This window comes from Pauljensenia sp. UMB6358 (assembly GCF_030216865.1).
GTDB lineage: Bacteria > Actinomycetota > Actinomycetes > Actinomycetales > Actinomycetaceae > Pauljensenia > Pauljensenia turicensis_A.
Genome location: NZ_JASOMS010000002.1, coordinates 203,666 through 225,991 on the forward strand (window position 1 = coordinate 203,666; position 22,326 = coordinate 225,991).

General features: G+C 58.9%; 16 protein-coding genes. 2 read left to right on the plus strand and 14 right to left on the minus strand.

Translation table 11 applies throughout. The features are described from left to right. Positions 1 to 108: 108 nt before the first annotated feature. The 10 genes from QP381_RS02570 to QP381_RS02615 all read right to left on the minus strand — a co-directional run bounded on the left by QP381_RS02570 (position 109) and on the right by QP381_RS02615 (position 17,412). Positions 109 to 2,664, minus strand: a complete 2,556-nt coding sequence (locus QP381_RS02570; protein ID WP_285067722.1) for an ABC transporter permease — start codon at positions 2,662 to 2,664, stop codon at positions 109 to 111. After that, positions 2,661 to 3,422 (minus strand): ABC transporter ATP-binding protein, encoded by a 762-nt coding sequence (locus QP381_RS02575; protein WP_285067723.1) that lies wholly within the window; start codon positions 3,420 to 3,422, stop codon positions 2,661 to 2,663. The genes QP381_RS02570 and QP381_RS02575 overlap by 4 nt, the downstream gene beginning before the upstream one ends. Positions 3,423 to 3,530: 108 nt before the next feature. Continuing rightward, a complete protein-coding gene (locus QP381_RS02580; protein ID WP_285067725.1) occupies positions 3,531 to 5,294 on the minus strand; it encodes an ABC-ATPase domain-containing protein in 1,764 nt (587 codons plus the stop codon). A 155-nt stretch (positions 5,295 to 5,449) separates the two neighbouring features. After that, on the minus strand, positions 5,450 to 9,001 hold the full coding sequence (locus QP381_RS02585) for a bifunctional proline dehydrogenase/L-glutamate gamma-semialdehyde dehydrogenase (RefSeq protein WP_285067726.1): 3,552 nt from the start codon (positions 8,999 to 9,001) through the stop codon (positions 5,450 to 5,452). A gap of 200 nt (positions 9,002 to 9,201) precedes the next feature. Next, positions 9,202 to 10,698 (minus strand): sodium/proline symporter PutP, encoded by a 1,497-nt coding sequence (putP, locus tag QP381_RS02590; protein ID WP_179370100.1) that lies wholly within the window; start codon positions 10,696 to 10,698, stop codon positions 9,202 to 9,204. 284 nt (positions 10,699 to 10,982) lie between these two features. After that, a complete protein-coding gene (locus QP381_RS02595; RefSeq protein WP_285067727.1) occupies positions 10,983 to 11,837 on the minus strand; it encodes a hypothetical protein in 855 nt (284 codons plus the stop codon). A 268-nt stretch (positions 11,838 to 12,105) separates the two neighbouring features. After that, positions 12,106 to 14,262, minus strand: a complete 2,157-nt coding sequence (gene nrdE / locus QP381_RS02600) for a class 1b ribonucleoside-diphosphate reductase subunit alpha (RefSeq protein ID WP_006680661.1) — start codon at positions 14,260 to 14,262, stop codon at positions 12,106 to 12,108. Continuing rightward, on the minus strand, positions 14,232 to 14,648 hold the full coding sequence (gene nrdI / locus QP381_RS02605; protein WP_006680662.1) for a class Ib ribonucleoside-diphosphate reductase assembly flavoprotein NrdI: 417 nt from the start codon (positions 14,646 to 14,648) through the stop codon (positions 14,232 to 14,234). Before nrdI ends, nrdE begins: the two co-directional genes overlap by 31 nt. Before the next feature lie 194 nt (positions 14,649 to 14,842). Next, positions 14,843 to 15,106, minus strand: coding sequence for a glutaredoxin-like protein NrdH (gene nrdH / locus QP381_RS02610; RefSeq protein WP_101628451.1), 264 nt, complete (start codon positions 15,104 to 15,106; stop codon positions 14,843 to 14,845). A 554-nt stretch (positions 15,107 to 15,660) separates the two neighbouring features. Beyond that, a complete protein-coding gene (locus QP381_RS02615; protein ID WP_285067728.1) occupies positions 15,661 to 17,412 on the minus strand; it encodes an L-serine ammonia-lyase, iron-sulfur-dependent, subunit alpha in 1,752 nt (583 codons plus the stop codon). Between the two features lie 53 nt (positions 17,413 to 17,465). Here QP381_RS02615 and mtnN point away from each other — a divergent pair, with 53 nt between their 5' ends. Continuing rightward, positions 17,466 to 18,218 (plus strand): 5'-methylthioadenosine/S-adenosylhomocysteine nucleosidase, encoded by a 753-nt coding sequence (gene mtnN, locus QP381_RS02620; RefSeq protein ID WP_285067729.1) that lies wholly within the window; start codon positions 17,466 to 17,468, stop codon positions 18,216 to 18,218. Positions 18,219 to 18,261: 43 nt separating this feature from the next. Then, entirely contained in the window at positions 18,262 to 18,750 is a 489-nt protein-coding gene (locus tag QP381_RS02625) for a low molecular weight protein-tyrosine-phosphatase (protein ID WP_040318353.1), read from the plus strand. Between the two features lie 24 nt (positions 18,751 to 18,774). Here the strand turns inward: QP381_RS02625 and QP381_RS02630 are convergent, their stop codons facing one another. From QP381_RS02630 to QP381_RS02645, 4 genes are all read right to left on the minus strand, one after another. Further along, entirely contained in the window at positions 18,775 to 20,145 is a 1,371-nt protein-coding gene (locus QP381_RS02630; protein ID WP_285067730.1) for an MFS transporter, read from the minus strand. Between the two features lie 59 nt (positions 20,146 to 20,204). Then, the gene (locus QP381_RS02635; RefSeq protein WP_336619913.1) at positions 20,205 to 21,071 is read right to left on the minus strand and encodes a phosphoribulokinase; all 867 of its coding nucleotides are present in this window, start codon (positions 21,069 to 21,071) and stop codon (positions 20,205 to 20,207) included. Further along, complete coding sequence (locus QP381_RS02640; RefSeq protein WP_103632824.1) at positions 21,020 to 21,577, minus strand: phosphoribosyltransferase; 558 nt, start codon at positions 21,575 to 21,577, stop codon at positions 21,020 to 21,022. Before QP381_RS02640 ends, QP381_RS02635 begins: the two co-directional genes overlap by 52 nt. Before the next feature lie 242 nt (positions 21,578 to 21,819). Beyond that, complete coding sequence (locus QP381_RS02645) at positions 21,820 to 22,326, minus strand: SprT-like domain-containing protein (protein ID WP_040318354.1); 507 nt, start codon at positions 22,324 to 22,326, stop codon at positions 21,820 to 21,822.

Here is a 22,326-nt window from a genome sequence, read left to right on the forward strand (position 1 = left end):
CAGTTCGTGTAGTTCCACGCAACACGCGAAAACCGACGAGGTTCGGGCTTGAACGAAACTCGGGGTGCATCCGAATGGATGCACCCCGAGCCCCGACACGGAGCCGTGTTACTCAGTCGTCAGTGCCTCCACGGGAGAGACCTTTGCAGCCTTGCGTCCGGGCAACCACGAGGCAATCAAAGCGGCCAACACGGACACAGCAACAACCGCAATCAGCGTTCCCCACGGCATGGCGATTGCAATGGTCACATCCTTTAAAGGCAGGGCGTATGTTCCCGCGATTCCAAAGATAATCCCCAGAATCACACCGATGGTTGACCCAGCCAACGCGATACAGACAGCTTCGACACTCAGCATTGTCTTAATATTCCGGCGGGTCATACCAAGAGCGCGCAACAGACCGTTCTCGCGGGTGCGCTCCGCAACAGACAGACTGAGCGTATTCGTCACACCGACCAGTGCAATCAGAACCGAAATACCGAGCATTCCGATCACGACCAGTAGGACTTGATCGATCGCCCGGTTGTAGGTTTCGCGTTCAAGAGCAGTACCGTTCACCGAGTACTGGTCGTTGAGCGACAGCAGAGCGGACTGTACTTCGGTAGCACTCGCCTGGTCGTCCAGCTTCACTTGAATCGCGCTTACGCCGGCTGATGAATCCAGTTTGCCGAGGGCGTTCGCAGAGATTGAAACGTAGTCAGCCGGGGAGCGCTCATCGATGAGAGCGGTGAAATCCGCACACTTTCCATTCGAGGTACACACCTGAACCGTGTCTCCGGTCTTCACTGTGCTGCTCGAAAACTTTGCGGTCGAATCATCCAATACGTCAACCGTGGAGTGTGCGACCGGATTCAAGTCGGGCACGCCGTCGATGAAGACATCAAGCGAATCAGTCCCCGCTGTCATCGTTCCGCTGGTCCCGTGAATCGCAATCGCCGCGGCAACACCTTGTGTTCCAGTAACCTCCGACAGAGCGGATGCGGGTAGCTCACTGCTGACAGACTGCACAGTCAGATCGTAAGGACGAGCAGAATCAACCTCGGAAGTGAGTGTCTCCCGCATTGATACTGCGCCCACGCTCATCATGGTGATCAGGGTGACGCCAATGGAGATAGCAACACCTGTTGCAGCGGTGCGACCAGGATTGCGAAGAGTATTTTCGCGTGCCAGCTTCGCCGTGGTTCCCCGTCCAAGACTGCCCCACAGACGTGCCAAGGCCGGGATGAAAACGATCGATGCACACATCATGGCGACCAGCGCGACCATTCCGGAAAGGAATGCGAGCAGGAAACCGCTGGTCGACCCACGCATGAACAGGCCAACACCCATACCTGCGAAGGCAAGCGCCGCAATGATGAGAGAAACAATGAAGAACACGCGATGCGACTTCTGCGAGGATGCGGTTTCCGCTTGATTACCCAGTGCCTCGATCGGAGACATGCGAGCAATCGAGCGCGCGGGGCGCAGGTTCGCGGCGATCGTCATCAGCGTGCCAGCCGCCCACGTGCCCGCCAAGGCGATCGGCGAGGCAGCCGAGACAACTGCGTCAGAGAACGAGACAATCCCGAACCCGTTCAGGATCGCAAACCCACCCAATGCGCCCACGGCGGTACCGACCGCCGACGAGATGAGGCCGATCAATGCGGCCTCGCGCATGACCAACGACCGAGTTTGCTTCTTCGTTGCGCCAATGGCGCGTAGCAGGGCGAGCTCGCGACGCCGCTGAGTCATTATCACCTGGAAGGTCGTCGCAACAACGATAATTGCGACAATCATCGAAATCACGGGGAAGATCAGGAATATCGCTCTGAGTGTTGCTGACCCGACGGCCAGTTGCTCAAGATCTCTTTCGTATGCCGCTTGGCCGGTCATTACTGTCAGACCGGTGTCATCGAGTGTCGTTGTCAGCGTGTTCGCCAACTTTTCTTGCTCAGCAATCGACGGGGAGGCGCTCGATGAGGCAACCAGAATGCTGGTCGTGTACTGCGAGTGATTGGACGCGGCAACCAAGCCGTCCGGTGTCATCATCGCAACACCTTGGCTCGTCGGCCCGGTTTTCATCAGGCCCGAAACGGTCAGGCTGGTCTTTGGAGCAGAAGCATCCTGCGTGTACGCAGCGCTTGCCTGAATCGTGTCGCCTACCTTCACGCCAAGGTTGTCGGCGGCGATCGTGTCGAGGAAGATCTCAGTGTCGCTGTTCGGAAGGGCACCTTCTGTTACTTCACTGCGGTGGAAAGGTTCCGGCTGGGTAGAGCTTGCCATGCGAACCGTGCGCTTAGCGCCATTCGACAGATTGAGGAAGGCCCGCTGTTGCGGTGCAATTGCCGTGACACCGTCGGTTGCCTTCAACTGATCGGTGACCTCTAAAAGATCCGAGTGGCCGGCATCGTAGAACTCGTCAGTAGCCTCGACCACCGCGGCAGCACCGTGGTAGGAATCGCGCGCACTCGCGGTCAGTGATGCGGTCATGCCGTTGCCGAGTGCCAGGAACACCATGATGAACGCGGTTGAAATCGCGACGGCGAGGCCGGTCGCCACGTAGCGATGACCGTGCGTCTTCACGTTGGCGCGGAGCAAGTGGCCAAGGGTTCCACGCGTTGTGGAAGCGTCGGTACGAGGTTCGGATGTAGGGGCGAAATCGCCCGGTTGTTTAATGGAGCTCATCGTGCAGCCTCGCTCAGCTGAGCTTCGGTCGGCTTGGTCAGATCGGCGCGGATCTTTCCGTCGCGCATCACCAGGACACGGTCGGCAATCAGAGCGGCGTTTTGATCGTGCGTCACCATGATGACGCTCTGCCCCAGCTGATCAACGGTGGCGCGAAGAAGTTGCAGGACCTCGCGCGAGGAAGCGGAGTCCAGGTTGCCGGTCGGTTCGTCGGCGACGATCACTGCTGGCTTCGATGCGAGCGCACGGGCAACGGCGACGCGTTGCTGCTGGCCACCAGACATTTCCTGCGGGCGATGCTTCAAGCGATTCCCGATGCCGAGCACGTCGATGATCATGGAGAGCCAACGGCGGTCAGGCTTTTGTCCGGCCAAGTGAAGGGGAAGCTCAATGTTTGCGCGCGCATCAAGAGTGGGAACAAGGTTGAAGCTCTGGAATACGAAACCGATGCGGTCGCGACGAAGACGGGTCAACGCGTCATCATCCAGTTGCGACAAGGTTTTACCTTCGATCCGAACCTCGCCACTGGTCGCCAAATCGAGACCGGCAAGCATGTGAAGCATGGTCGACTTACCTGAGCCCGACGGACCCATAATGGCGGTGAAGGTGTGCTCGTAAAAGTCGACGCTGACGTCGTCGAGCGCTGCGACGTGCGTATCATCCTGACCGTAAATCTTGGATACGTGATCAAGCGCGACAACGGGCGCGGACGACGAAACGGATGAGACTGACTGAGATTGTGGAAGTGAAATGCTCATGCTTCAACTGTGCGCCGAGCAACGAGCTACGCACTATGAGGGAAGCGCCCATTTCCACCCCCATTTTCTTGTGGGGGATGTCCCCGATTAACCTCGAATAGAGGGGGCTCAGTCCTTTTCCACGGAGTCGGTGGCGACAATACTGAGCCCGCGGAAACGGTTGATCGCGGCCCCAATGTCGACGCGTCGCGGGCGAGCCAAGAATGCCGGGTATGAGCGTGCCCCGAACTTTGTCAGCGCGTCCAAGCCTTCGGATGCGAACTGACGTTCAAGACGAGCAAGCAGTTCGGCTAGCGCCATCTTGCCGGCAGCATAGTTTTCCAAAACTCCTCGGACCGCCCACGCGATTGCTTCGGTCTGACCCGGATCGACGATTTGCTCCACGTCCGTCAGGGTGATTGTCTGGCGGTCGATCGTGATTTCGTCCAGGCCCGCGGACTTTGTCTTCGGGCGGTCGGACGTGGGGCGCAGGCAATGGGGGATACGAGGCGCGGGCAACGCGAATTCCTGCTTGTCATTACGAGGCCGCGGCATTTGTGCAGCTACATCCTTGGCGCGGGCGGTGACGTCCACGCAACGGTAAGTGTCAAGCATGAGGACGCAGTCGGCAACGTCCAGATAGTCGCCAGAACCGCCCATGACCATAATCGTTGAAACATTCTGCTTTGCAAGAGCTCCGATACGGTCAACGAGGGGAGTGATCGGCTCTTTTTCGGTGGCGACGAGGGCGCGCATACGCTCATCACGGATCAAGAGGTTCGTTGCCGAAGTGTCTTCGTCGATCAGCAGAAGAGGAGAGCCGAGTTCCACAGCCTCCATGATCGCCGCAGCCTGAGAGGTTGAGCCTGAAGCGTTCGACGTCGAGAAGTTCGTCGTGTCCGCGCCGGCCGGCAAATGTGAAATAAAGGGAGAAACATCGACTCCGGTCACGGTACGACCATCGGCTGCGCGTACCTTCATGGCATCCGGAAGAGTTGCTACGAGTTCGCGACCGTCGTTTGGAACATGCGCGTACACGCCTCGTTGGATTGCTGATAATAGCGTCGACTTGCCGTGGTAGCCACCGCCGACGATCACGGTGACACCGGGAGCAATTGCCATGCCACTGACTTTGCCCGCGTGAGGAAGGTTCACCGTCTGACGCAGAGTCTGCGGGGACTCAAAAGTTACCGCGGTATCGGCGTCCATCGGAACCTGCGAAACCCCCGACTTACGGGCAAGCAACGAGCCATCGGCGATAAAAGACACCCAGTTGTTTTCCGCCAGAGAATCGATCAGAGCGCAATGATCCTCGTACGTTGCAATGTGGGTTTTCAGGGCAGAAGTCTTGGCGATGGTGATGTCATCGTCAGACACAAAATCAAACGTGTCCATCACAATGTTCGGAATATCCACGTCGAAAATACGGGCAGCTTCGCGGCCCATGATCGTTCGACCTCGCGCAGGCATCTGAACCTGGAAACGGATCTCAACATGATCGGGCATCACCTTCGCGCTTGAACGTTGCAGGATCTCTGGACCCGGGTGAGCGATCCGAATGGCACCACCACGAATGCGGTTTCTGATTGCTGCCTCGAAGGCTCGCGCCAGGAAGTCAGCCGTCGCCAGACGAGCCTGACCATTCGCCAATGCTTCAGGTGGCAAGCCCATTCGATCAGGTTTCGCAGTTGCGCGAATCTGCGACGGAGGAGCGTAAGGGTCGGACTGAATCCGATCGATGCTCAGCGAAAAATCGCCGTAATCCCAGTCGCCGATCACCGACTTATACGACCCGTAGGAGCGACCATCCAGACGGTCGAGGTCACGAATCAACTCTGCGTCAGAGCCAGAGCGTTTGTGGAACTTATCGTCGGTGTGAAAGCGAGGGACCATGCCCCTATCGTATCGGGTCGCTCCACCCCGGGCACAGGTCGCGCCGGCGGGCATTCCACGCACATAACGTGGTCGCTTTCCGATGCCCGCCGGCGCTATTCCTCACTCACACGGTTGAGGAAGCCTGCGCAGTACCCCGCACAGGGGCACCTCAGTCAGCCCTGCAAGACCTGCGTCGACAGGGGAGTGCGATTACCGAAACGATGGTTCGTGATCGACACTGCCTGCTCGTGAACGAACGGCAGAACCTCTACACGGCCAGAGTTTGTGACGGGGCCATCCCAGACGGCCACGTCAATCGAGCCGCCCACGGCGCAACGCAGGTCGTCGCCGGCCTCGTCAATGAGACGAATACGCTCGTCGTAGTTGAATTCCACCTGTGTCAGACGCATAGTGAACTGATCGAAGTCTTCGACAACAACCCCGATACCCATGTGCGCCAGTAGCGACGTGATCGACGTGGGTAGCGGTGTGGTCGTGGAAACGGTCAGCTCAACATCGCCCCAACCGCCGCCGGTGGTCTCGCGAATCATTCCCTCACCCAGTGGATTCGAAGCGAAGGAACCCGTTGCCACGCCAGCCGAGATGACGCGCAGAATATCGGTCAGCGAAGCGCCCGCTCCGGCACGAATCGTTGCACGTGCCGGAATGTAACGCAGAATATTGCGCTCCGCGGGCACCGCGCTCGGGTCATGTAAGACGTCGAATTCGGTGAACGCGGCCTCGTTATCCGACGAAATTGCCTTCGTCAAACGCTCCATCTCTTCGCCGTCAAGCACCTCGGACGCCGAATCGAGCAGATCACGCAACTGAGGCTTCAACGTGTGCGTCGACGGAGCGGAATCGAGTGGCGCGGACGCCAGCGAACCGAAGCCCAGCAGGTAGTTTGGGCCACCGGCCTTCGTGCCTTCGCCGACAACTGAACGCTTCCAGCCACCGAACGGCTGGCGACGCACGATCGCGCCCGTGATACCGCGGTTAACGTACACGTTGCCAGCTTCGACGTTGTTCAGCCAGTAGTTGATTTCGTCCGGATCCAGCGAGTGTAGGCCGGCGGTCAGACCGTACTCGACCATGTTCTGCGCTTCGATCGCCTCATTGAGCGTATCGACGCGGATAATGCCGAGGATCGGGCCGAAGTATTCGGTCAAGTGGTACTCGCTACCGACCTGGACACCCGAGCGGACACCAGGACTCCACAGTCGGTTCGTGTCATCGAGAGGCTTTGGGGTGATTTCCCACTTCTGACCTGGTTCCAACGTGGTCAGACCGCGCAGTAGCTTTCCGGTCGGCTCGGTCGCCAGCGGACCCATCTGAGCGCTCAGGTCATCCGACCAGGCGACATGCAGGGAACGAACCGCGTCAAGCAACTGGTTGCGCACGCGCTTCGAGAAGCCGACCGAACCGACCAGAATCACATAGGAGCAGGCAGAACACTTCTGACCAGCGTGACCGAACGCTGAGTTCACAACATCCTTTACGGCCAGATCAAGGTCGGCCGACGGAGTGATGATGATCGAGTTCTTACCCGAAGTTTCTGCCATGATCTTCATCGTCGGATCCCAGGAACGGAACAGTTCAGCCGTCCCAGCCGCGCCCGTCAGGACAACGCGACCCACGCGTGGGTGCGTGACGAGGTCCTTACCCAGCGTGTCCTCGCCGACGGAGACAAACTGCAGGACATCCTTCGGGACACCCGCAGCCCACAGGCACTCGGCAATAACGGCGCCACAGCGACCAGCCGGATCAGCAGGCTTCAAAATGACAGCCGATCCTGCAGCCAAAGCGGCCAGAACGCCACCGGCAGGAATTGCCAGCGGGAAGTTCCACGGCGGAGTAACCAAGGTCAGATCCACCGGAGTGAACTGGGCGCCATCGAGTTTTTCGAGCTCCAGAGCAAGCTGTGCGTAGTAGTGGGCAAAGTCGGTAGCTTCGGAAACCTCGACGTCAGCCTGCTCCAGGGACTTGCCCAGTTCGGAGCCGGCAACCTCGATCAGATCCGCGCGACGACGGGCCAGCTCAACACCTGCGCGGTGCAGGATATCGCTACGCTCTGCGGCGCTACGGGCCGCCCATTCCTTGCCGGCGTTCGCGGTCGCCTCGACGAGGGTGTCCAGGGTTTCGCGATCAGTGATCGTCCCCGCTTCAAGGGTCGAAGTTCCCAGAGTTGAGGTCGGGATACGCTCGGCGATTTCACGTGCCCACTGCAGGTTGACCGGAAGAGCCGGATCCGAATCCGCAGTGTTCGCGAAGACCCAGTTACCGTTCGAGTCCTTCAACGGTGCAGCCAGGTCGTCGGCAGTTTCCGACGTGCGGTCCTGGGTACGATTTGCGCCAACACGGCTGATTCCCTCGCGCTTCATCTGCTCAACTGCGGCAAGGAAGCGAGTCTTTTCCTTATCGAATGACACTTGCGAGGTGCCGATATCGAAGATCGACGCCATGAAGTTATCGTCCGCGGAGTTTTCTTCCAGTCGGCGCACCAGGTACGCGATGGCAACGTCGTATTCGTCGGGGTGAACGACGGGCACGTACAGTAACAGGTTGCCGACTTCCTGACGAACTGCGGCCGCCTGCTGCATCGCCATACCGGACAGCATTTCGAATTCAACGTGGTCGGTAACACCGCGTTCCTTCGCCAGCTCCCATGCGCAGGCGACTGTGAACAGGTTGTGTCCCGCGACGCCGATGTTGACGTTCTGAATACGATCGGGGTGCATCGCCCAATCCAGGACTCGCACGTAGTTCGCATCCGTCGACTGCTTCGAATCCCAGGTCGTCAGATCCCAGCCATGCATCGCGGCATCGACGCGCTCCATTGCCAGGTTTGCGCCCTTCACGACACGCACCTTGATCGGTGCTCCGCCACGCGCTCTGCGTGCTGCTGCCCATTCCTGCAGATCCTTCATGACGTTCAGGGTGTCGGGCAGATAGGCCTGAAGCACAATGCCGGCACGCAGACCCAGGCATTCTTCACGGTCGAGGATTGTCTTGAACACGTCGACCGTCAGCTGAAGGTCGTGGTATTCCTCCATGTCCAAGTTGATGAACTTGCCACCGGCGCTGACCGCGTACTGGTAGAGCGGAAGCAGTTCGCGCACCGCATGGTTAACGATCTGGTCGTATCCCCACGGGTTGTGCGGGCCGGTCACCGCCGAAACCTTCAGTGAAACGTAGTCAACATCCGGGCGCTCCAGCAGACGACGAGTGTCGTCGAGGCGCTTGCGAGCTTCCTTCTCGCCCAGCACGGCTTCGCCGAGCAGATTCATGTTCAGGCGCGCGCCATCTTTACGAAGTCGCTCGATTGCTGGACCGAGCTTCTCGTCGGACACATCAACAACAAGATCACCAACAAGGCGTGCAAACACCTTGCGGGCAGCGGGAACAGCGATTGACGGAACTAGCGTGCCAGCCTTCCCGCCAATCAGTGCAGGGGTGCGCAGATACCACGGCAAGAACTTCGGGTTCTTCGCGCCGACCTCGGCAAGGTGGCGTGCGGCCACCTTCTGGTCTTCGGGGCGAACCACTCCGTCAACGAATGAAACGGTGTAATCCAAGCCCTCTTCGTCCTTCAACACGCCGGCCAGCAACTGTGCTGCCGTGTCAGTCGGGAACTGTGTCGATGATGTCGCCCAACGCCTCGCGGTAGCAAGCGCGCGGTCAACGATCGTTTCGAAATCCGTGGTGGGGTTTTCTGATTCAGACATTCTTCCTCGATTACTTTGTTCAGTGGTGTGTGAGTGAGTTGGAAAGATTCAGTGCGGTGATGTTCAGTCGACGAGGTCGCCCACCCCGTTTCAGGCCGTGGCGGTTCAGTGGGCGAGGTGGCCTCGTCAATTCTGAAATAGAGGGATCTGACTGCTTCGCGCCACCTGCATTCGTGGCGAAGTAGCGCGAAGCTGAGGCGTCAGATGCCCTGAGTTTCTGCGATTGTCTGGTCGAACTCGGCATCAATGTCCGGGTTTGGCTTCCACGTTGCACGCGACACGACGGCCGCAACGATGAGGTTCAGAAGGAAGCCGGGGACGATCTCGTACAGGTCGAAGATGCCACCCGAAATGTTGCCCCAGATGCCAACGACGACCGCGCCGGTCACCATGCCGGCGATTGCGCCTGCCGAGGTGAGTTTGCGCCAGTACAGCGACAGGATCACGATCGGACCGAATGATGCGCCGAAGCCGGCCCACGCGAACGCCACCAGACCCAGAATCGAGTCGGATCTTTGCCACGCCAGAAACGCTGCGATCAGAGCGATCACGCCAACCGCGATACGGCCAGCAAGAACACCGTCAGCGCCGTTCAGTTCGCGCTTCGTGTAGGCGCGGTAGATATCTTCGACCAGTGCGGACGAGGTCACCAGAAGCTGGGACGAAATGGTCGACATGATGGCGGCGAGGATCGCTGCAAGCATGAAGCCTGCGATGAAGGGGTGGAAGAGCAACTGCCCGAGGCTGATGAAGACGCCTTCGGGGTTCGCGAGCTTTCCTTCGTCATGCTGGTAGACGGCGATGCCGACAATTGCTGTCATGCCTGCACCAATCACGGACAGGAACATCCAACTGATACCGATGCGACGACCCTGCTTGGCCTCCGCGGTAGAACGCAGTGCCATGAAGCGGACGATGATGTGCGGCTGACCGAAGTAGCCGAGGCCCCACGCGAGCGCCGACACGATGCCGAGGATTGCTACGCCGGACAGAGCGCCTTCACCGTGAGTGAGCGAGAAGATCGTCGGATCGATGCGGTTCACTTCGCTCATCAGATTGGAGAAGCCACCAACGTGGATGACGCCCACAACCGGCACCAGGATGAGCGCGATCAGCATCATGATGCCCTGAACGACGTCGGTCCACGATACGGCAAGGAAGCCACCGACCAGCGTGTACAGCACTGTCGTCGCAGCGATGATGACCATACCCAGGTGGTAGTCCATGCCGAATGATGATTCGAAGAACGCGCCACCGGCGACCATGCCCGATGAAACGTAGAACGTGAAGAACACGGTGATGACAAGGCCGGCAACGATACGAACAATATTGGAGGTATCGCGTAGGCGTTGGCCGAGGAACGATGGAACGGTGATCGAGTTCGATGCGATCTTCGAGTATGCGCGAAGCCTGGGGGCGGTGAACTTCCAGTTCAGCCATGCGCCGAGGGTCAGGCCAACTGCGATCCAGCCTTCGATGAGGCCGTTGAGGTAGAGCGCACCGGGCAGGCCCATGAGGAGCCAGCCGGACATGTCGGCTGCGCCTGCGGAAAGGGCTGCGACGCCGGGGCCAAGATCTCGGCCACCGAGCATGTAGTCGTCAAGGCTCTTAGTGCGGTTGTATGCGAAAAGACCGATCATGACCATCGCCAATAGGTAGATGATCATCGCCACGGCCTGGAAAGTAGTCTCAGTCATAAGGAGCTCCTAGCGTTGTCGCATCATCGGGGCCCGAGGTGGTGGGCTCGGATAGTGGTGCGAGTTGGGAGCCAGCGTGCTAGCTGGGATGCCCCGAAGCGCCGTTGCGTCGGGTTGTGTTGAGCATAACACCTCTAGGACTTTAGTCGCACATGGTTTTGGGATGAGATATTGCGCGAAAAAAACAACCGCTCACTGCGACATTTCGGAGAATGCCTCCGAAATGTCGCAGTGAGCGGGAGAGTCAGTTCGGTGAATGCGGTGAGCTCACCAGCAGAGCGTCGCTAAACAAACAGTACGGTGAGCGCGGCGATCAAGAAGATCAACACGATAAACGCTGTCGCAACGCCCCACAAGGCAACACCGACAATGCCGAGAATGCGACCGACCTTCGCATTCGACACGATGTCGGCGCTGACCCCGTTTTCCTGAGCCTGGCGCAGGATCGAATTACCCCACAGCCACGCGGGAATCGAACCAAAGAGGCCGATGAGCGCCAGTCCGAGAATGCCGAGGATCAAGACGATGGTCGAATTCGACTTCAATTCCTGCGCCAGAGGAGTCATCTGGAACGTCATCCCATACGGTGCCTGGGCAAAGCCGTTTGCCCCATACGGTGCCTGGGCTCCATACTGACCGCCGTTGTACTGGCCGTATGGTTGCTCGGGCTGGACACCCGGTTGTCCGTAAGGATTCTGCTGATTGAACTGCGGTGCGGTGTAGGCACCCTGGCTAGCGGTTGTCGGCTGCTCGCTTGCCGGCGATGCCCACGGATTCTGTTCCCACGTTGGCTGAGTCGGGGTTGAATCCTCGACTACGTCCGCCTCAACGTCTTTCACTTCAGGGGCGGGTTCGCTGGCAAGTTCCGTCGTCTCAGCGGTTTCCTTAGTGGGAAGCACCATGGTTTCTTCGACAGTGCCCACAGTGGAATCGCCAACGGGAAGCTCAGTTGTCTCCTCGGTCGGGAGCAGTTCTGTTGCTTCTTCTAGCGGAGAATTCTTCTGTGCAACAGGCTCTGGCGAGTCAGTATCCGCAGGTGCTACCTCTGCTTCTTCAGCGTTCGCTTCAATGACCTGCTCTTCAGCTGGGGTGTCTTCCTGCTTTTCGGCTTCTTCGGGGTTCGGCTGCTGATCCGTCATAATGTCCCTTCAACTTGATGTTGATACCAGTCTAGGAAAGGCGGGTGCACCTCAATAGTGGGGACTCCCCTGATTAACCCCCGATCAACCCCCGTAACGTCCCCTTTCCGTCAGAGTGCAACAATCAAGCAATTCCCTAGTCGTTTGGGCAATGCACTGTGAAAGTGGGAAAAGAAATCCCGGCCTCGTGAATTCACATCAACGAGGCCGGGATTCTCAGTGGCCAACTACCACCGCGCCGGGGGGGGGCAGGTGGCAGACTGAATGCTTAGAGCATGCAGGACACGCACCCCTGAACTTCGGTGCCCTCCAGCGCCATCTGACGAAGACGCATGTAGTACAGGGTCTTGATGCCCTTCTTCCACGCGTAAATGTAGGACTTGTTAATGTCACGCGTCGTCACGGTATCCGGGTAGAAGAGCGTGAGCGACAGACCCTGATCCACGTGCTGAGTAGCAACCGCGTAGGTGTCGATGATCTTCTCCGGGCCGATCTCGTAGGCGTCCACGTAGTACTCGCGGTTCTCGTTCGTCATGTACGGAGCCGGGTAGTAGACACGACCGATCTTGCCTTCCTTACGGATCTCAATCTGAGAAACGATCGGGTGGATCGACGAGGTCGAGTTGTTGATGTACGAAATCGAGCCGGTCGGCGGGATCGCCTGCAGGTTCTGGTTGTACATGCCGTACTGCTTCACATCGGCGGCTAGAGCCTTCCAATCGTCAGCCGTCGGAATGTGGATCGTCGACTTTGCGAGCAGCTCACGGCACTTGTCTGTGGTCGGTTCCCACGTGCCATTGATGTACTTCTCGAAGTACTCGCCGGACGCATACTTTGAATCCTCGAAGCCTTCGAAGGAGACGCCGCGTTCTTTCGCGATCAGGCAGGACGCCTTGATTGCTTCGTAGGCGACAGCCAGGAAGTACATGTTCGTGAAGTCCAGAGCCTCTTGAGAGCCGTACATGACGTGTTCGCGAGCAAGGTAACCGTGCAGGTTCATTTGGCCCAGGCCGATCGCGTGGCTCATCGCGTTGCCTCGAGCAATCGAGGGAACCGATTGAATATCCGACAGGTCGGAGACAGCGGTCAGACCGCGGATCGCCGTTTCGATCGTTGTCGAGAAGTCCTCAGAATCCATCGTCTTGGCGATGTTCAACGAACCCAGGTTGCAGGAAATGTCCTTGCCGACGTGGCTGTAGGTCAGGTCAGCGTTGTAGGTCGAGGCCTCGGACACCTGCAGAATTTCGGAGCAGAGGTTCGACATCGTGATGCGGCCCTTGATCGGGTTCGCGCGGTTCACAGTATCTTCGAAGACGATGTACGGGTAGCCGGATTCGAACTGAATTTCAGCGAGGGTCTGGAAGAAACGACGAGCGTTGATCTTCTTCTTGTGAATGCGGCCGTCGTCAACCATCTCGCGGTACTTTTCAGAAACGGAGATTTCAGAGAAGGGAACGCCGTAGACGCGCTCGACGTCGTAGGGGCTGAACAGGTACATGTCCTCGTTGTTACGTGCGAGTTCGAACGTAATATCGGGGATCACAACGCCCAACGACAGGGTCTTGATGCGGATCTTTTCGTCAGCGTTCTCACGCTTCGTGTCGAGGAACTGCATGATGTCCGGGTGGTGTGCGCTGAGGTAAACAGCACCCGCACCTTGACGCGCACCCAGCTGGTTCGCGTAGGAGAAGGAGTCCTCCAGAAGCTTCATGACCGGGACAACGCCACTGGACTGGTTCTGGATCTTCTTAATCGGAGCGCCGGCTTCACGCAGGTTCGTCAGCGACAGGGCGACGCCACCACCGCGCTTCGACAGCTGAAGAGCAGAGTTAATGCCACGGGCGATCGACTCCATATTGTCTTCGATACGTAGCAGGAAGCAGGATACGAGTTCGCCACGCGCAGCCTTGCCAGCGTTCAGGAAGGTCGGGGTTGCAGGCTGGAAACGACCGGCCATGATCTCTTCCACGAACTGCTGAGCGAGCTTCACATCTCCGCGAGCCAAGTACAGGGAGACCATCGCAACACGGTCTTCGAAACGCTCCAGGTAGCGCTTACCGTCGAACGTCTTCAGCGTGTAGGACGTGTAGTACTTGAACGCGCCGAGGAACGTGGGGAAGCGGAATTTGTGCGCGTAGGCGCGCTTGAACAGGTCCTTGATGTCCTGGAACTCGTATTGGTCCAGAACAGCCTGCTCGTAGTAGCCCTCTTCAACCAGGTATTCCATCTTTTCTTCCAGGTCGTGGAAGAAGACGGTGTTCTGGTTGACGTGCTGCAAGAAATATTGGCGAGCTGCCTTACGATCTGCGTCGAACTGGATCTTGCCATTGGCATCGTAGAGGTTCAGCTGGGCGTTCAGAGCGTGGTAATCGAGCTCTGGGTTACTGATTTCTTCTACGCCTGTGTCGGTGAGATTTTCTGCCAAAACTCTTTCAGTCCTTCTCGAACTCGTGAGACGTCCTCGGGGGTTCCGAGTAGCTCGAACTTATACATATGGGGGACACTCAGCTTCGTTGCAACGATATCGCCTGCGAGGCAGTACGCGGTGCCGAAATTCGTATTTCCTGATGAGATGACTCCCACGCAGTGAGACCTGTTACCCGGGTCGTTGAGGAAGGCGATGACCTGCTTGGGAACCGCGCCCTTGAGGTTGCCCCCGCCGTATGTGGGAACAATCAGCACGTAGGGCTGGTCGACGTGCAGGAACTCGTCTCTTTTCAGCAGCGGGATGCGCTGCGCGGGCAGGCCAAGCTTCTCAACGAACCGGCGAGTATTCCCGGTTGCTGAGGAAAAGTAAACGATGTTCACCATGATGGACCTGCCGTTTGTGCTGCTGTGGTGTGGCGCACCGTGCGCCTAGGTGCGATTCGATTGTATTGACGAGGCCGGACATCTCAGTACTGTTTGAGAATGTTGCCGGGGATCGTCATCGCGTTCGTGAAACTCTGTCCTTGAACGCAGTTCGCCCCGGCCACCTCTATCGGTAACCGGGACGGAAGAAAAGATCAGGCCTGGCCGACTGCGAGGGGCGTTGCGGCAGCTGCCGCAACTGCGACGGCCTTGATGCGGTCCGGGCGGAAGCCACTCCAGTGGGTGTCGCCAGCCATGACGACAGGAGCCTGCTGGTAGCCGAGGCCCTTGATGTAATCGAGCGCTTCGAGGTTTTCCGTCACGTCGATCTTCGTGTAGTCAAGACCCTGCTTGTCGAGAGCGCGACAGGTTGCGTCGCACTGGGGGCAACGGGGCTTCGAGTAGACGGTGATCGTCATGGGATTCTCCTAATTAAAGAGATGGAAACGCGTATCTTCAGGGGGTATCCCGAAGACCTCTTAACACTACACCTTGTGGGTGCTTGAAGGAATAGGCACAACATGTTGTGGTCGTAACGTTGTGTGACTCAGACTGTGGATAGAGGGAGGCGGATCTGTGAATACGGTGTGGATGGGCTTACTGTTCATATAAAAATTGTCCGTTGAACCATGGGTAAATCGTTTTACAGAGCACCTCGAAGAGGGCATGATTATGCGGAAATCACACGATTGTCATTCTTCGGTTCCAGGTCCACACGCATGTGCATGGAGGCGAACACATATGTGCCTACCTGTGGATAACTTCGGATGCGAATGGAAAAAACTGCCTTAAAATTCGTGTGCGTCATCGGCGTGTCGCATATGCCAGACCCCTACATGTAGGGGGTGGATTGCGCACACCCTCCCTATATGTAGGGGTCGTGGTAGGTGAACCACTACTACTGGTGGCGCGCCTGTTGGGTACCGCTACGAGAGGTAAATGTCCCTATCGAGTGGGAGCAAATGATGTGAGCTCAGCATTCGACGACGTTCACGGCCAGGCCGCCCGTCGACGTTTCCTTGTACTTCGACAGCATGTCGTTGCCGGTTTGGCGCATCGTTTCAATGACGGCATCCAGCGACACCGTATGTCGACCATCACTCCAGAGGGCCATACGTGCCGCGTTAATCGCCTTCACCGCGGCGATCGCATTGCGTTCGATGCAGGGGATTTGAACCAGGCCAGCAATAGGGTCGCAGGTCAGCCCCAGTGAATGCTCCATCGCAATTTCCGCGGCATTCTCAACTTGTTCGGGGGTTCCACCCAACGCTTCGGCCAAGCCTGCGGCCGCCATCGCGGACGCTGAACCAACCTCGCCCTGACAGCCAACTTCAGCACCAGCAATCGACGCGTTCGTCTTAATCAGCGAGCCAATCGCCGTTGCTGCAAGCAAGAAATCATGGACTGCCTTACGCCTGCGCGCCCACGCCTCCCCGTGAATGTCGGAAGCGCCGAAACGCACATGAGCAAAAGGAGCCTCAGGTGAGTCGAACAGCGCCGGAGCCGATGCGGCACCAATCGTTGCACCAGCTTCAGGGCAGTAGGAGACCAGGTAGCCGAGGACCGCAGGAATCACGCCCGCAGCGCCATTCGTCGGCGCGGTGACGATGCGGTGGCCGGCAGCGTTCTCTTCGTTGACCGCCAGCGCGAACAGGTTCACCCAGTCCATCGCGCGCATCGGGTCGTCGGGACTCGAGGCCCAGGGAGCGCCGGGAAGCGGTTCGCAGCTGGTACGAGCACGTTCGGACAGTTTTGCGCTCAGTGCTTTCGCGCGACGAGGGACGTCCAAACCACCCGGAAGAATGCCACTGGCACTGGTTCCGGCATTCACGCACTCAAACATCGTGTCCGCGATCGCATCCAAATACTCATCGAGATCTTGAGCAGTTCGCACCGCTTCTTCATTACGACGAACCAACTCGGAGATGCGCAAACCAGACTGCTTACACTCGTGGAGCAGGCGTGCACTGGTCGTAAAGAGGAACGGCGCAGGAGCATCAATTGTCGCGGCGCTCATGCCGGTCGCCAGCGATGCGACCTCCGGATTATCCACGTCATCATTCATCTGCACCATCACGAAGCCACCGCCCACCGAGTAATAGGTGTGCTCCAGAATTTTCTCGTGGCCATCAGTTTCGCGCCACGCCGTGATCGTCAGAGCGTTCACGTGATACTTCAACACCGTGCGCGGAACGAAACGAATATCGCGCGCAATATCAAAAGGAACCTGACCGCACGGAGTCGGCAAGAAACCGGTCGCGGCAATCACCGGGAAAATACCCTCAACCGTATCGATCTCAACGCTCTCCGGGCTGTAGCCCGCAAGGCCCAGCAAGACTGCGCGGTCAGTGTTGTGCCCGCGACCCGTCGCGCCAAGCGAACCAAACAGGTCGATCGTAATGCGGCACGGCGCCTGCGACTTCGCCCCTTCTTCGGGGGAACGTTGAGACGTGGAGGCGGCCTCGTCCCCTTTATCTCTGGCGAGCAACGACGCCAACTCGCCTGTAAACGCAAGACCGGCGCGCATCGGACCAACCGTGTGTGACGACGACGGGCCGATACCGATGCGGAACATGTCGAAAACCGACAGGGGGTGCGCAGCCTGAGAAGCGGGAACCTCACCGGAAAGCACGGCAGCGGGCGTTGCCTCGCCAGCGTCGAAACGATCTGGCGTCACCTGAGCAAGCGGAAGAGCGGTCGGAGAATCGGCGGCGTCAAAAGTCATGCGAACTATTGTGCGCTTTCATCACCGTAAGAGCGAACCGTAGACTGGGCGCTATGACAACCAGCATCGAATTTCCTGCTCGTCCGACCGTCGTCGCCATCATCCAATGCGCCATGGAAATGGAAGCGGCACCCCTGCGCGCCGCGTTGCACCCCTGCGCCGGTAGTGACGCGGTCACCGAACTCGTCGTCGGAATTGAGGGCCACGCACAACAGCGTTTTGCGCTCGGTGCTCTTGACGGTCACGACGTTCTGCTTGTGCAAAGCGGAATTGGTCTGGCGAACTCCGCGTCCGCGACCGCGCGCGCCCTCACCCTGGTTGATAGTCCCATCATCATCGCAGCGGGCACCACCGGTGGACTCGCCGCGGACATCAACGTCTCCACCATCGCTGCCGGCACCTCGACCATCTACTCCCAAGCCGACGCCACCGCCTTCGGCTACGCCATGGGCCAGGTTCCGCAGATGCCCGAAGACTACCGATCCTCCGACGAAACCGTTGCTCGCGTCGCCCTGCTTGCCAAGTCCGACACCCTCACCGTCATGACCGGTCGCGTCCTGTCCTCCGACTCGTTCATCACCGCCCCCATCGCCCAGCCCATGCGCGAAAAATTCCCGGACGCTATTGGCGCCGACATGGAAACCTGCGCCATGGCGGAAGTCGCCTGGTCCAGCGGTGTTGACTGGGTCAGCCTGCGCGCCGTCTCCGACTTGTGTGGCCCCGCTGCCGACCAGGACTTCCACATGGACTCCGAAAAGGCAGCCGGCATTAGCGCGCTCGCGGTCCGCACGTTCCTGACGCTCTGACCTGCATTTTTTAATTGGAAGGATCCCAGTGAAACGAGTTCTGATGGTCTGCACCGGCAACATCTGCCGGTCGACGATGGCTCACCAGATTCTGCTTGAAGCCGCGCGCGATGCCGGCGTTGACATCGTCGTGGATTCCGCAGGAGTTTCCGACGAAGAAGAGGGCAACCCGGTCGACCGTCGCGCTGCCCGGGTCTTGCGCGAATACGGCCACGAGGTCCCCAACCATCGTGCGCGCCAGATCCGCATGAGTGAACTGGCGGACTGGGACCTGATCCTTGCCATGACCGGCCATCACCTGTCTGCATTGAACCGCCTTCGCGATCGCGCCGGGCTTCGTGCCGATGCGGCTTCTGATTCACGAGGCTCCGCTGGGCCTGATATCCGTTTGTTCCGTGATTTTGATCCGCAGGCCACCCCGTCAGACCATGATGTCCCCGACCCGTGGTACGGCGGATATCAGGACTTCGTCGAGACGCTCGAGACGATTGAGCGCACGACGCCGTTCATCGTGGAAGAGCTGTCGAAGTAGCGAAGCGACTAGGCAGTGACTGTGTCATTGTCTGTCACGCTGGGTTGCGGGTTGCCCGCTCATCTTCAGGACCTCGCGGCCGGGCTCAGCCATGAATGACACAACCGTGAATCCGAACGCGACGATGCCACTGATGATGAAGATCCACTGAATCGAGAATCGGTCAGCAAGCGGCCCGAACGCGATCATGCCAATTGGCATACCGAGCACTGCAACGATGTTGATCAGCGAAAACACGCGACCCATGTACGTCTGTTCGACCGTGGTCTGAACCAGTGTCATGACCGGCGCGGAGAAGAACGGGATCAGTAGCGCGATGATGAACATCAGTACGAACAGGGCGAACAGGCCGACGGTCGTCCCCAGGAATGGCGTCAGGCCAAGGGCGGCGGACAATAGGCCGAAGCTCCCGCACGAATAGAGAAGCATCCGGCTCTGATTCCACTTCACGGCAAAGGTCGCGATCGCCAGACCGCCCAGCGCCATGCCCGCTGAGAATGAGGTTTCCATGACCGTCAGCGGCCAGACAGCGTCGGTGAAGTCGCGCGCGATCATCAGTGGCACCATGAAGTTCGGTGCGACGATCAGCGTGAAGATTACTGTGTAGAGGACCATCAGCCAGAGGATCGTGCGGTGTCCCGCAACGTAGCGCAGCCCGTCCATCAGATCGTGAGCGAACGACTTTCCATCTTCGCCACCGCTTCGCACCGTCGCAACGGGGATCGTCAGGACAATGCCGACGCCGATCAGGGCAGTGACAACGTCGATCCAGAAGGTCGGAACCAGGCCACCCCAGCCGTAGACCGCGCCCGCGATCACCGGAGACAGCAGTGCCATCGCCGAGTTAATTGTCTGATTAATGCCGTTTACGCGCATGAGCTGACTGGTCGGGGTCAGCTGTGGTAAGAGAGCGCCAACCGCGGGTTGTTGGAAGCCGGCACCTACGGAGCGAATGAAGACCGCGCCGTAGATCAGCCAAAGTGAGGTTTCACCCGCAATCATTGCTACTGCCAACCCTAGGGTGACCAGCGCAATGATCGAGTCGGAAACGGCGATCACCGTTCGGCGGTTCATTCGGTCGGCAAGCGTGCCACCAAACAAAGACAGAATCGCTTGGGGGACGAAAGCGACAACGGCGTACAGGGTGATGACCCACCCGGTCTTGAGCGTCAGCGTCAGATACCACATGATCGCGTACTGCACGATCGAGGAGCCGAACAGGGAAATCGCCTGCGCGATCAGGAATAGGGTGACGCGACGCTTCCAATGCGGGTCGGTTTCCGCGGGTGCGCTGGGGGTTTCGTTGATCGACGAGGCCACCTCCACGGGATCCGCGTTCTCCTGGTCTAAAGGGCGGGTCTCATCGGCGTGAGGTGAGGTGAAGCTGTCAGTCATGTGATGAAACGCTAGCAATACCAAGGGTTATTGTGTGCGCCGAGCGCACGATGTCACAGTTACTCTCCTGTTTGGGGCGAGACGATCGCATCGGCGCGCGATGCGCATTCGGCGACCAATTCAATGTTGGGGGCGTCCACGGTGCGCACCCAGTGGGCGGCATCTGCGCGACATTTTCCGAATGCTTCGTGGCGGGTGACGAGGCGCCGCATGACAGCGTCTGTCGGCGTATCAATGTGGACGAGGAAGTCAATGTGCCCGCGAGCCTCGCGCCACCCCGGTTCGTCGAATGCCAGGTAGTTGCCTTCGGTGATGACGATGCCCTCAGTTGGAATCAGGATGGACGCTGCGACAGGTTCGTGCAGGCCACGGTTGTAGTCGGGAGCAAAAACGGGGTGCTCGCTCGCTTGAATGCGTGCCAGCAGGGCCTGGTACCCCCAGACGTCAAACGTGTCGGGAGCGCCCTTGCGGTCGTGGCGCTCCAAGTCGTCCAGCACGGCATTCGACATGTGAAAGCCATCCATCGGCGCGATACCAGCCACCGCAACATCGGCAGTTTCAAGGATTTCTGCGACGAGGGCTGCAACGGTGGTCTTCCCGGTTCCGGGAGGGCCGGTCAGACCGAGGACACGAATGTTTTCTCCGTTTGCCAGCCGGTGAAGGACAAGGTCAACGACCTGTTGAGCGACGGACAGCGACGCGGACGCGCGTTCAGAGTAGATGGCGTAGGGTGCGGATCCGCTGATGGAGCCAGCGGGTTGATTGTCTGCGGTGTCAGTGTGTGTGCTCATGGCCGAAACCTCGTCGTTCTGGGGCGGAGCGGAAACGGTAAATGAAAGAGCCGGCTGCGACGCGCGCAACCGGCTCGACACAATCAGGCGTTTGCTGTGATCGTCGGCAGTGTCGACCAGGGGAAGTTGATCCACTTGTCGGTTTCTGCCCAGATGTAGTCGGGGGTGATGATCGAGCGTGATTTCTTGTAGATGCAGACGCTGCGCGCGTCAACCTTCACTTGGTTTTCACCGTCGAGGGACAGGCCGTCTTCGGCGATCATGTCCATGACCATCTTGAGGGTCTTGCCGGAGTCTGCGACGTCGTCAACGACCAGGACTCGCTTGCCTTCCATCGCGGAAATATCCATGAGCGGAGGAAGTAGGATCGGTGCTTCGAGGGTTTCGCCAACGCCGGTGTAGAACTCGACGTTCATGGTGCCGCATGCCTTGACGTCCATTGCGTAGGAGATGGCGCCCGCAGGGATCAGGCCACCGCGCGCGATGGCGACGATCAGTTCGGGGATCCAGCCGGAGTCAACGATCTGCTGAGTGAGTTCACGGCTTGCAACGCCGAAACCTTCCCACGTGAGAACCTCGCGATCTGCAACGTTGGGAACGTCCGTGGACTGAGCAGTGGTGGTGTTCGGCTGATCCGTCATGTCACTCCCTGGGTAGCGGCTTTATGGTGGTCGGCTATGGGTGGGCCGTCTCAATAAACCAAATAAAGAACTTAGGGACAAGAGTAGTACTCCGCGCGCGGTGGGTGATACCGAAATTGGGTGCGGAAGTGATGGTCTCGTCACTGTTCGTGTTCAGTTGCGCAACTTCGTGCGCGTGGGGGACGAGGCCACGCTCGATTGCTCAGCCTGCCAGCGTGCTACCGGCGCGGTTTTGGGTGGCCTCAGGCGCGTTCGATGCGTCGCAGTTCTTTGAGGTAGGCGGTGCCGGGGTTACGTGGATGTCCTTTATATGTCCAGGTCAGAATGCGTTCGACGTCGAAGCGTCGCGCGCAGTGTCCGCAGGCGGTGACGCGACGCGGTGGCCGGTAGAGCTTGCGTTGTGCTCCGCATTTGGGACAAGTTCCGACCCAGGGTTCGTCCGGGGAAGGCAGATGCGAGGGGAGCTTTGCGTCATCGGGGGCGCCCAGACCGCGAGCAACCTTCCGCCACGTTGCATCGTGGTGATGGTCTGGGCCGACAAGGGCGTGCGCGATTTCGTGGAGGATGACGCCACGAACGGTGTCCTGATCATAGAGATCGGTGAGCGGTCCGGACAGAGTGATCGTCTTCGTCCGGTAGGCGCAGGATCCTGCGCGGCGTTTTGCTGTGTCGAATTTGAATGTCCAGTCGCCCAGTTCGGCGGCGTCCATCAGCATGCGCGCTTCTTTTCGTGCGATTCGTCGATCCAT